The organism is Dermacoccus nishinomiyaensis (genome assembly GCF_900447535.1).
Classification (GTDB): Bacteria; Actinomycetota; Actinomycetes; order Actinomycetales; family Dermatophilaceae; genus Dermacoccus; species Dermacoccus nishinomiyaensis.
The window spans coordinates 42229-53452 of record NZ_UFXX01000002.1 but is presented as its reverse complement, the minus strand read 5'-3'; the positions used below and the strand labels follow the sequence as shown (position 1 = coordinate 53452).

Below are 11224 nucleotides of genomic sequence, written 5' to 3'. Positions count from 1 at the left end.
CCATGAATCAGGTCTACGGCATGTACAAAAAGCTCACCGCGAAGAACGACAAGGCGGGGCGCGCAGCGTTCTCGGCCGCGTTCGCGCTCAAGGCGCCCTACTTCCGCACGGTCGCCCCGATGGTCCAGACGATGGAGCCGCACCGCGGCGTCGTGAAGATCAAGAAGTGGTGGGGTGTGCAGAACCACATCGGCACCGTGCACGCCATCGCCATCGCCAACGGCATGGAGTGCGCCATGGGGCTGCTCGCGGAGGCGACGACGCCCGACGACATGCGCTGGATCCCCAAGGGCATCACGCTCGACTACGTCGCGAAGACGCCCGGCGACATCGTGTGCGTCGCCGAGACGACGCCGGAGGACTGGGACAAGGAGCCGCCGTTCCAGGTCGACGTCAAGGTGACGGGGCGCCTCGTCAAGGACGGCACGGTCGCCGTCGAGGGCATCATCCCGATCTACGTCTCGGCCAAGAAGAAGAAGTGACGTTCACCCCGCCGCCGTGGCCAGAAGCGCCGCGGCGGCGGGGTTCGTCAACCGCCGTGGGCCGGCCCAGACGGCCCTCAGGTTGCGGGTGAGGTCGACGCCGTCGACGCCGACCTCCACGAGGGTGCCCGCACGCAGCGCGTCGTCGACAGCGAGCCGGCTGAGGACGGCGGGAGCCGTCCCGGCCGCGGCGGAAACCCGCACGGCGGCGTTGCTCGCCAGCGCGAGCGCCGGGGGAGCGACATCGAGCGGCGCGAGGGCGCGGCGCAAGGCCACCCGCGTGCCCGAGCCCGACTCGCGCGCGACGAGCGGTGTGGCCGCCAGTTCCTCGGCGCGGACACGTGAGCTCGCGGCCCACGGATGCTGCGGCGCGACGACGAGCACGAGGTCGTCATGCGCGACGACGACGGAGTTCAACCCGCGCGGAGCGCCGGGGCCCTCGATGAACCCCAGATCCACCTCACCGCCGCGTGCCGCGGCGAGCACCTCCGTCGTGTTGCCGACGGCTACCGAGATGCCGCGCGTCTCGCCAAGCGATGGGTCGTGAGGGGAAGCGCCACCGGCGCCCGCGCCACCCGCGGCGTGCTGCCACCCCGCGATCCATCCCGGTAACAGGTGTTCGGCGACCGTCTGGCTCGCCATGACGACGAGCGGCGCCTGCGTACGAGCGCGCAGTGCCGCGACTCCCGTCTCGAGGGCGCGCGCCGCCTCGAGCGTCGCGCGCGCCCATTCGACGACGAGCAGGCCGTCGGTCGTGACGCGGGCACCGGTCGTCGCGCGATGGATGAGCGACAGGCCGAGCCTGCGCTCCAGCCGGGCGATGCTGCGACTCGCGTTGGGTTGCGCCACCCCGCAGCGTCGGGCGGCCGCACTGAGCGAGCCCTCGTCGGCGAGTGCCACGAGCAGTTCGAGCGTCGCGAGGTCGGGCCAGGTCGTCACCACTCCAGCCTATATGCGAAGCACATACCCCCATGCCGGATATAGGGCTACCGGTCGAGCCGACACGGCGGAAGCATGGAACCCATGAGCACAGCCACCGCCACCGACGTCATGCCTCACCGCACCACCGGCTCGTTCTTCGAGAACCCGACGGTGCCCGCGGCGTCCCCGGCCTGGTACGGCAGCGTCATGGGCAGCGCGATCCTGGGCACGTTGAGCGAGCTGCGCACCGACGTCATCCCGTTCGGCCACACGCTCGCCGTGGGCTTCTGGCTCATCGCCTGCACCCTGCTCGTCGTCCTCACCGTGTCGTTCGTGGCGCGCATCGCTCGCGATCGCGCTGCCTTCCGCGCGAGCGTCGCGAACCCCGTCGCGATGGCGCAGTGGGGGATGGTGTCGATGGGCGTCCTCGCCGTCGGATCGGCGACGTCCGCGGTGCTCCCGGCGATCTCCTCGGGCCTGAGCGACGCAGCCTGGCGGGCCGACCTCGTCCTGTGGGCCATCGGTACCGTCATCGGCCTCGCCACCGCCGTCGCCGTCCCGGCCCGTCTGCTCGTCGTCGACCCGAGCACCCCGACGACGGTGTGGGGCCTGGCCGTCGTCCCGCCGATGGTCTCGGCGACCGTCGGCGCCGGCATCGTCGGCTGGCTGAGCAGCCCGCAGGCGCGCGTGTGGATGCTGATCGCGAGCGCGGCCTGCTTCTTCGTCGCCCTCGTGCTGGGGGCCATCATCTTCGCGATCGCCTACCGTCACCACTGGCTCGTCGAGCCACTGCCGCTCGCGGCGTCGATCACCGCGTGGCTGCCGCTCGGTGTCGTCGGGCAGTCGAGCGCGGCCGCGCAAGCCATCGCGAAGCAGTCGGCGTCGATGCTGCAGGGCCCGTTCGCGACGACGGTGACGCAGATCGGCCACGTCTACGGCTACGTCATGCTGACGATCGGGGTGCCGCTCGTCGCCTGGGCCCTCGCCATGACTGTGCGCGGCTTCACCAAGCGCATGCCGTTCAGCCCCGGCTGGTGGGGCATGACGTTCCCCGTCGGCACGCTCGTGCTCGGCTCGACGATGCTGGGGCGCAGCTCGCACCACGCGATCTTCACGTGGGCCGGCGGCGCGCTGTACCTCTTCCTGCTCGGCACGTGGAGCGTCTGCGCGATCAGCTCGCTGCTCGCGGTGCGCCACCAGCGCGCTCTGCGTCACGCCTGAACACCGCGAGGAGCTGGGCGCGCGACTGGCGGACGGCCGCGGTGCGGCGCCGAGCGGTGAGACAATGACCGGATGCCGCAGATGCCCGACGGAATCCCCGCCCCTGACGACGGTGCTCTCCCGTCCGCCGCGCTCGCGACGCTGGCAGGCGGGGCGTTCGGGCTGTACGTCCACGTGCCGTTCTGCGTGACGCGCTGCGGTTACTGCGACTTCAACACCTACACGCTCACCGAGCTCGGTGAGCCGGGCGCGAGCGTCAGCACGTACGCGGACGCCGCGCTGCGCGAGCTGGATCTCGCGGCACGCGAGCTGGGCGAGGCACCCAGCGGCGTCCCCGTCATCGAGACCGTCTTCATCGGCGGCGGCACCCCGACGATGCTGCCCGCCGACGACCTCGTCCGCATCCTCGCGAAGGCGCGCGAGCTGTTCGGTCTCGCCGAGGGGTGCGAGGTCACGACGGAGGCCAACCCCGATTCGGTCGACGAGACCTACCTGCGCACCCTCGCCGACGGTGGTTTCACGCGCGTCAGCATCGGCATGCAGTCGGCCGTCCCGCACGTGCTCGCGACGCTCGAGCGCACGCACGACCCGGCCAACGTCGAACGCGCCGTGCGCGCCGCGAAGGACGTCGGGCTGCAGGTCAGCATCGATCTCATCTACGGCGCGCCGGGTGAGAGTCTCGACGACTGGCGCACCTCGCTCGACGCGGCGATCGCGTTGGAGCCCGACCACATCAGCGCCTACGCCCTCGTCGTCGAGGAGGGCACGAAGATGGGGGCGCAGGTGCGTCGCGGCGAGCTGCCCCTGCCCGATGACGACGACGAGGCCGACAAGTACGAGCTCGCCGACGCCTTGCTCGCGGATGCCGGGTACGACTGGTACGAGGTGTCGAACTGGGCGCGCTCGCCGCAGACGCAGTGCCGCCACAACCTCGCGTACTGGCGCGACGAGCCGTGGTGGGGTGTCGGCCCCGGCGCGCACAGCCACGTCGGCGGCGTGCGCTGGTGGAACGTCAAACATCCGCGCGCCTACGCCCAACGCGTCAACGCGGGGCTCTCGCCGGCGCTGGCACGCGAACTGCTCGAAGAGCGTCAGCGCTATGAGGAACGCGTCCTGCTCCAGGTGCGCCTCGCCGAGGGACTTCCTCTCGACATGCTCGACGATGACGGGCGACGCGCCGTCGCCGGCATCGTCGCCTCGGGGCTGATCGACGGCCCGTCAGCGGTGCGCGACAAACGAGTTCGTCTGACGCTGCGCGGTCGCCTGCTCACCGACACCGTCGTGCGGGCGCTGCTCGCGATCTGAGCCGCGCGCACCGAGACGCCTGCCTCCCGGGGCTGGCCTAGCCTCAGCGGCGATCCCCGGGCCCCTGCGTGCCCGCCTGCGCCGACCCCGACGACCGAAGGGGGCGCCGATGAACGACTCCGACTACTCGACGACGACGCTGCCGCTCCTGTTCGTCTCCATCTCCATCGTCGTCACCTTCCTCGTGACGCGCCTCATCCGCGCCGGCAAGGGTCCGTTCAAGGACAACGTCACCGAGGACGGCGTCCACGTCCGCCACGCCGTCTAAGGCATCTTCGCGCTGCTTGGCCGGCGCGGTCATGAACACCGCGGCCGAGAGTTCGGTTTTCCGCGTCCTGGGGGCGATCCTCATCGGCGCGGGCGCCTCGCTCATCCTGGGCGAGTTCGCGTTTTCCGGAGGCGGTGATCTTGGGCGAGAAGTCGACGCCCCCGAGCAGGTGGTTGGCGCCCCAGACGATGGTGATGGCGGCGATGCCGCCCCGTGCGCCGACGAGCCAGGAACCCAGCGCGCCCTCCTTGACGAAGCCGAGGTCGCGTGAGGTGATGTGCCAGGCCCGGCGGAAGACGAAGGCCGCGATCGCGAGCTGCAGCGCCATCGTCACGACGCCGATCGGCGTCACGAGGCCGTTCTCGCTGTCGCCGAACAGATCACCGACGGCGGCGACGAGACTGCCAGCGAACATGGCGAGCAGCAGGAGGCCGAGGGCACCGAGGACGTTCTTGAGCGCCGAACGCTTGTCGACGGCGGCGACGCCCTCGCGCTAACGGGGGGCCGGGGTCAGGGCAGGGATGATGATTCTTTTCTTAAATCGGGTAGGACGAAGCGCCGCGGCACGGGGTGCCGAGGGAACGTTGTCAGGGGTGGGGGCGAGCCCAGCGCTCACACGAGGTGCGCTGTTGGGGCGGGGCGTCGCGACGTGGGCCGCATCAGTTGAGGATGCGGATCTGGAACGGGTAGTCGTAGCTCTCGCCACGCGCCGAGCGCAGCGCTCCCTTGACGTGGCACCACGCGGCGACGAGGAAGATGACGGCCCAGAGCACGAGCGCGACGGGAATGCCGACGAGGGTTAAGACCAGAACCCAACCGACGATGTAGAGAATCGAGAACGCAACGTTGAAGTTGAACGCCCCGGCCGCTGCGCGGCGCACCGCGGCGGAGCGGTTTCTGTAGATGAACCACACGATGAGCGGGCCGAGGAAGCTCACCCATCCCGCAGACAGGATCGCGGCGGCCGGCGCCGACAGGTGCGCGACGATCGAGGCGGCGCGCTCGTCATCGCTGAGGTGACCCTGGCCGGTGACGGGCGGCTCGGCGCCGTACGGAGCGCCGGCCAGCCGTCCGGTTCCCTGGCCCTGCGTGCGCTCGTCGGGGTAGGGGTACGGCTGGGAGTTGCTCACGACGTCTCCTGGTGTCGAAGGGTGAATCTCTCGTTCACTGACCATGATTCCGTGTCTGCGTCCCGAGCGCATCCCCCGCGGGATCGATATTCGCGGGCCCCGGCGTCCATCCCGGGGATGATGTCGGCGCACGCCGCGCCATCCCGGCGTCTCACTGCTGCGCGGGGTCGGTGACGAAGTCGATGAGCTCCTCGACGCGTCCGAGCAGTTCGGGTTGCAGGTCGGCGTACGTGCGCACGGTGCCGAGGATCTGCTTCCATCCGCGCGCGACGTCCGCCTGCGTCGCGTGCGGCCAGCCGAGCTCGGCGAGGATGCCGTGCTTCCACGACTGCCCCTTGGGGATGACGGGCCACTTCGACCAGCCGAGCCGCTCGGGTCGTACGGACTGCCACACGTCGACGTAGGGGTGGCCGACGATGAGCACGTGGTCGCGTGCCTGCGGCAGGGCGCGTGCCTTCTCGACGATTCGTGCCTCCTTCGTGCCGGGCACGAGGTGGTCGACGAGGATGCCGAGGCGGCGTCCCTTCTCGGGTCGGAAGTCGCGGATGACGGCCGCGAGATCGTCGACGCCCTCGAGGTATTCGACGACGACGCCCTCGATGCGCAGGTCGTCACCCCACACCTTCTCGACGAGTTCGGCGTCGTGCCGTCCCTCGACGAAAATTCGCGAACCCAGCGCGACGCGCGCCTTCGCCCCGGGGACGGCGAGCGAACCGGACGCCGTCCGCCCGGCCTGCGTCTGCTGCTCGGCGAGGCGCGCGGCGGTGGCGGGTCGGGGCGCAACGAGCGTCACGGGTTCGCCATCGATGAGGAAGCCGGCGCCGAGCGGAAATCCGCGGGCCTTGCCGAAGCGATCCTCGAGGAAGACGACGTGCTGCCCGCCCGACTTCTCGACGCGCACGACGGCGCCGACGTAACCGCTCTGGGCGTCCTCGACGACGACGTCGAGCTCAGCGGGCACCTCGCGCGAACGCCCACGTCGAGGCGCGCGCCAATCGCCGGAGAGGACGTCGGAGCCGTAACGGTCGGTCATGGCGATCAGGGTAGAACCGCCCACCGACAACCGCCGTCGCGGCGCGCCGAGAACGATGGTCGCGGGCGCAGCCAGGCGCCCGTCGCGGCGTCGCCGAGGGCCGGGGAGCGCGCGCCTGCCGACCGACGGACGATGGACGACGGCGCGAGGGAACCGCCCGCGACGCTGTGGGCGAACACACCCCGCATGATTTGGCACTCGCTCGGCGTGAGTGCCAATCTTGGACGGACTGCAGATCGAAGGACGGTATCGAGGCGCGGGAGGTGAGCGCATGAGCGACGAACGGCGGCTCGAGGTGCTGCGCGCCATCGTGCAGGACTATGTCGCGACGTCCGAACCGGTGGGTTCGAAGGCGTTGCTCGAACGTCATCAGCTCGGCGTCTCCGCCGCGACGATCCGCAATGACATGGCCGCCCTCGAGGACGCCGGTCTCATCTCCGCGCCGCACACCTCGGCCGGTCGCGTGCCCACCGATGCCGGCTATCGAATCTTCGTCGACCGCCTCAGCCAGGTGCGGCCGCTGAGCGCGACACAGCGTCGCGCGATCGAGACGTTCTTGCGTCAGAGCGTCGACCTCGACGACATCGTCGAACGCACCGCCCGGCTGCTCGCCACACTGACGAACCAGGCCGCCGTCATGCAGTACCCGTCGCTGCGGCGCTCACGGGTGCGACACATCGAGCTGGTGCCGGTCGCCGAGGGGCGCCTGTCGCTCGTCGTCATCCTCGACTCAGGTCGCATCGAGCAGCGTCTCGTCTCCGTCGCCTCCGCCGACGACGAGCGCCTCGTCCAGACGCTGCGAGCGCGCGTCAACAAGGTCTCCGGCGCGCGGTTGCTCACCGAGGCCGCCGCGGCCATGACCGAGCTGGGCGCGGAGTTCGAGCCGGGGCAGCGTGCTGACGTCGACACGATCGTCGCGACGATCGCCGCGGTGTTCGCCGAGGACCGGGAGGAGCGCGTCGTGCTCGCGGGGACGGCGAACCTCGCGCGTGCCGGGCTGCGCGACGACGCGGGCCTCAGCGTCAGCCGTGTTCTCGAGGCGCTGGAGGAGCACGTCGTCCTCATGCGCCTCATCAGCACACGCGACGACGATCCGACGCACGAGGTGACCGTCCGCATCGGCGCCGAGAACGACTTCGCAGGCCTCGAGTCGACCTCGCTCGTGACGACGGCCTACGGCAGCGACGCCGTCGCGACGCTCGGCGTGCTCGGCCCGACCCGCATGGACTACCCGCAGACGATGGCGAACGTGCGCGCGGTCGCCCGCTACGTCTCCGAACTTCTCGAGCAGTGATGGCTCGGGCGCACCACGACCACATGAGTGACGAAATCTTCACCCGTCGAAAGCAAGGATGCTCGTGAACGACTACTACGCCGAACTCGGTGTCACGCGTGAGGCCTCCGTCGAGGAGATCAAGCGCGCCTACCGCAAGAAGGCCCGCAAGCTGCACCCCGACGTCAACCCCTCCCCGGAGGCGGCCGAGGAGTTCAAGCGCGTCGGGCAGGCCTACGACGTGCTCGGCGATCCGCAGAAGAAGGCGGCCTACGACCAGGGCGTCGACCCCTACGCGCCCGGCGGTAGCGCCGGGTTCAGCTTCAGCGACATCATGGACGCGTTCTTCACGGGGGGTGCCGCAGGGGGAGGCGGCGGCCCGCGCAGCCGCGTCCAGCACGGCCAGGACGCGTTGCTGCCGCTCGACATCCAACTCGCCACGGCCGTCTTCGGCGGCGAGCAGGAGCTGACGTTCGACACGGCCGTCGTCTGCTCGACCTGTCATGGCGACGGTTCGCGTCCCGGCACGGGCAAGCACACGTGTGACGTGTGCGGCGGTGCGGGGCAGACGCAGCAGGTGCAGCGCAGCTTCCTCGGCCAGGTGTTGACGTCGCGTCCGTGCACCGCGTGCCAGGGGTACGGCGACATCATCGACAGCCCGTGTTTCGAGTGCGACGGCAACGGCCGCAAGCGCGACACGCGCACCATCACGATCAAGGTACCCGCCGGCGTCGACACCGGCACGCGCATCCAGCTGCGTGGTGAAGGCGAGGTCGGCCCCGGCGGCGGCCCCGCCGGTGACCTGTACGTCGAGGTACGCGTCGAGAAGCACCCGATGTTCCAGCGTCAGGGCGACGATCTGCACTGCTCGCTCGAGCTGCCGATGTCGGCCGCGGCGCTCGGCGCCACGGTGCCGTTCGAGACGCTCGACGGCTCGCGCGACATCGACATCAAGGCCGGCACGCAGCCCGGCGACGTCATCACCCTCAAGGGCCTCGGCGTCACGCGGCTGCGCACCGACAACCGCGGCGACCTGCTCGTGCACGCCAACGTGCGCACCCCGAGCAAGCTGACGGCCGAGCAGGCCGACCTGCTGCGTCAGTTCGCCGAGTCGCGCGGAGAGGACTCGCCGGCGCCGAAGTTCCAGCCCGTCAACCAGGGCCTGCTCGGCAAGCTGCGTCAGGCCTGGAAGGGCTGAGGCGTGACCGCGCACCTCTACTTCGTCGCACCCGGCGCTCTGTCCGACGACATACCGCCGGGTGCACCCGTCGTGCTCGCGGGTGACGAGGGACGCCACGCCGTCACCGTCAAGCGGATGGGTGTCGGTGAGCAGATCCTGCTCGCCGACGGCCACGGCCTCGTCGCGCACGCCGTGGTCGCAGAGACCACGAAGGGCGAGCTGACGGCGCACGTGCGCGAGGTGACGCGCGAGACGCCGCCGGCGGTGACGTTCACGCTCGTCCAGGCGCTCGCTAAGGGCGATCGCGACCTGCAGGCGGTGGAGGCGGCGACGGAGCTCGGCGTCGACGCCGTCGTGCCGTGGCAGGGGGAGCGTTCCATCGTGCAGTGGAGGGGTGAGCGCGCCGAGAAGGCCCGCCGTAAATGGGTGGCGCAGGCCGAGGCGGCCACGAAACAATCACGACGGGCGACGCCCCCGCGCATCAGTGACCTCGTGACGAAGAACGCTGCGGCGCAGGCGATCTCGGCCACCGTCGCGGAGGGCGGCCTCGCGCTCGTCCTGCACGAGGACGCCGAGGCGAGTCTCGCGCAGGTCGAGCTGCCGTCGGCCGGTGACGTGATGCTCGTCGTCGGCCCCGAGGGCGGCATCACGCCCGCCGAGCTCGACGCGTTCGTCGCGGCCGGTGCCACGCCGGTGCGGATGGGCGCCACCGTGCTGCGTTCGTCGTCGGCCGGCCCGGCGGCGCTCGCCGCCCTGCTCGCGCGCTCGCGCTGGGTCTGAGCGCCCGAGCGACCACTAGACTGGAGACACGATGACTGACGCTTCCGCGCCCTCCGAGCGCACCCCTCACGACCCTGACGGCCAGGCTGCCTCGCAGCAGACGCGCATCGTCATCCCGCCCGACGTCGCGATGGTGCAGTTGCTCGGGCCGCAGGATCAGCTGATGCGCACGATCGAGCGCGCCTTCCCGCGCCTGTTCGTCTTTGCGCGCGGCAATGAGCTGACGATCGACGGCCCGCGCGAGGACACGGCGATCGTCGAGACCCTCGTCGGTGAGCTGCTCACGATGATCGACGCGGGCCACCAGATCAACCGTGACGCCGTCGAGCGCTCCATCGGCATGCTGCGCGGCAAGAACGCGCAGCGCCCCGCCGACGTGCTGACGACGAACATCATCTCCAGCCGCGGGCGCACGATCCGCCCGAAGACACTGGGGCAGAAGGAGTACGTCGACGCGATCGACCGCAACACGATCGTCTTCGGCATCGGCCCGGCCGGTACGGGCAAGACGTATCTGGCGATGGCGAAGGCCGTCGCGGCGCTGCAGGCCAAACAGGTCAACCGCATCATCCTGACGCGCCCTGCCGTCGAGGCCGGTGAGCGCCTCGGCTTCCTGCCCGGCACGCTCAACGACAAGATCGACCCGTATCTGCGTCCGCTCTACGACGCGCTGCACGACATGATCGACCCCGACTCGATCCCGAAGCTCATGGCCGCAGGCACGATCGAGGTCGCGCCGCTCGCGTACATGCGCGGGCGCACGCTCAACGACTCGTTCATCATCCTCGACGAGGCGCAGAACACGAGCAGCGAGCAGATGCGCATGTTCCTCACGCGCCTCGGCTTCGGTTCGAAGATCGTCGTGACGGGTGACGTCACGCAGGTCGACCTGCCGGGTGGCACGACGTCGGGCCTGCGGGTCATCGAGGACGTGCTCACCGGAATCGATGACGTCCACTTCGCCCACCTCGACTCGAGCGACGTCGTGCGTCACCGCCTCGTCTCCGACATCGTCGACGCCTACGGCCGCTACGACGCGGCAGCCGAGCGTCGCCGCGCCGAGGCGAAGAAGCGCCGCGAGGCGCGCGCCGGCGGCGAGGGGCAGCCGGCATGACGATCGACATCGCCAACGAGACCGACGTCGACGTCGAGCTGGACGAGATCCACGACTGCGCGCGCTACGCGATGGACGCGATGTTCGTCCACCCCAACGTCGAGCTGAGCATCCGCATCATCGACGAGGCAGCGATGGAGACGCTGCACGTGCAGTGGATGGATCTGCCGGGCCCGACGGACGTCATGAGCTTCCCGATGGACGAGCTGACGCCCGGCAGCGAGCGCGAGCCGTCCCAGGAGGGCATGCTCGGCGACATCGTCCTGTGCCCGAGCGTCGCCGCCGCGCAGGCGGCCGCAGCCGGGCACGACACGATGGAGGAGCTGCTGCTGCTCACCGTCCACGGTGTGCTGCACCTGCTCGGCTACGACCACGCCGAACCGGACGAGCGCGTCGAGATGTTCGAACTGCAGCGCACGATCCTGCTCACCTACCTCGCGAGCCGCGGGCGCAGCACGGAGGCGGGCACCATCCGCATCGCGCCGCCGTCCGGGCGCGAGTGACCCCGCAGACCTTG

Annotated in this window: 13 protein-coding genes; 9 read left to right on the top strand and 4 right to left on the bottom strand. The window is 70.5% G+C overall.

Annotation, left to right across the window (positions count from 1 at the left end; all coding sequences use genetic code 11):
- Window positions 1-2 precede the first annotated feature (2 nt).
- Complete coding sequence (locus DYE07_RS12075; RefSeq protein WP_062257776.1) at window positions 3-482, top strand: hotdog fold domain-containing protein; 480 nt, start codon at window positions 3-5, stop codon at window positions 480-482.
- Between the two features lie 3 nt (window positions 483-485).
- Here DYE07_RS12075 and DYE07_RS12070 read toward each other — a convergent pair whose 3' ends face one another.
- Window positions 486-1421, bottom strand: a complete 936-nt coding sequence (locus DYE07_RS12070; RefSeq protein ID WP_062257839.1) for a LysR family transcriptional regulator — start codon at window positions 1419-1421, stop codon at window positions 486-488.
- 84 nt (window positions 1422-1505) lie between these two features.
- Here DYE07_RS12070 and DYE07_RS12065 point away from each other — a divergent pair, with 84 nt between their 5' ends.
- The 3 genes from DYE07_RS12065 to DYE07_RS14820 all read left to right on the top strand — a co-directional run bounded on the left by DYE07_RS12065 (window position 1506) and on the right by DYE07_RS14820 (window position 4197).
- Window positions 1506-2624, top strand: a complete 1119-nt coding sequence (locus tag DYE07_RS12065; protein WP_062257841.1) for a TDT family transporter — start codon at window positions 1506-1508, stop codon at window positions 2622-2624.
- 72 nt (window positions 2625-2696) lie between these two features.
- Window positions 2697-3929 (top strand): radical SAM family heme chaperone HemW, encoded by a 1233-nt coding sequence (hemW, locus tag DYE07_RS12060; RefSeq protein WP_062257778.1) that lies wholly within the window; start codon window positions 2697-2699, stop codon window positions 3927-3929.
- 109 nt (window positions 3930-4038) lie between these two features.
- The gene (locus DYE07_RS14820; protein ID WP_156444961.1) at window positions 4039-4197 is read left to right on the top strand and encodes a hypothetical protein; all 159 of its coding nucleotides are present in this window, start codon (window positions 4039-4041) and stop codon (window positions 4195-4197) included.
- Here DYE07_RS14820 and DYE07_RS12055 read toward each other — a convergent pair.
- From DYE07_RS12055 to DYE07_RS12045, 3 genes are all read right to left on the bottom strand, one after another.
- Window positions 4160-4612 (bottom strand): hypothetical protein, encoded by a 453-nt coding sequence (locus DYE07_RS12055; protein ID WP_062257780.1) that lies wholly within the window; start codon window positions 4610-4612, stop codon window positions 4160-4162. The genes DYE07_RS14820 and DYE07_RS12055 overlap by 38 nt on opposite strands.
- 244 nt (window positions 4613-4856) lie before the next feature.
- Complete coding sequence (locus DYE07_RS12050; RefSeq protein ID WP_062257782.1) at window positions 4857-5327, bottom strand: DUF4870 domain-containing protein; 471 nt, start codon at window positions 5325-5327, stop codon at window positions 4857-4859.
- Window positions 5328-5478: 151 nt separating this feature from the next.
- On the bottom strand, window positions 5479-6360 hold the full coding sequence (locus tag DYE07_RS12045) for a DUF3097 domain-containing protein (protein ID WP_062257784.1): 882 nt from the start codon (window positions 6358-6360) through the stop codon (window positions 5479-5481).
- A gap of 271 nt (window positions 6361-6631) precedes the next feature.
- Between DYE07_RS12045 and hrcA the strand changes: the two genes are divergently transcribed.
- The 5 genes from hrcA (at window position 6632) to ybeY (ending at window position 11210) form a co-directional block, all read left to right on the top strand.
- A complete protein-coding gene (hrcA, locus tag DYE07_RS12040; protein WP_074039885.1) occupies window positions 6632-7654 on the top strand; it encodes a heat-inducible transcriptional repressor HrcA in 1023 nt (340 codons plus the stop codon).
- A 64-nt stretch (window positions 7655-7718) separates the two neighbouring features.
- Window positions 7719-8831, top strand: a complete 1113-nt coding sequence (dnaJ, locus tag DYE07_RS12035; RefSeq protein ID WP_040014408.1) for a molecular chaperone DnaJ — start codon at window positions 7719-7721, stop codon at window positions 8829-8831.
- A gap of 3 nt (window positions 8832-8834) precedes the next feature.
- Window positions 8835-9593, top strand: coding sequence for a 16S rRNA (uracil(1498)-N(3))-methyltransferase (locus DYE07_RS12030; RefSeq protein WP_115297175.1), 759 nt, complete (start codon window positions 8835-8837; stop codon window positions 9591-9593).
- 31 nt (window positions 9594-9624) lie between these two features.
- On the top strand, window positions 9625-10707 hold the full coding sequence (locus tag DYE07_RS12025; protein ID WP_006944210.1) for a PhoH family protein: 1083 nt from the start codon (window positions 9625-9627) through the stop codon (window positions 10705-10707).
- Entirely contained in the window at window positions 10704-11210 is a 507-nt protein-coding gene (ybeY, locus tag DYE07_RS12020) for an rRNA maturation RNase YbeY (protein ID WP_006944324.1), read from the top strand. The genes DYE07_RS12025 and ybeY overlap by 4 nt, the downstream gene beginning before the upstream one ends.
- The last annotated feature ends 14 nt before the right edge of the window (window positions 11211-11224 follow it).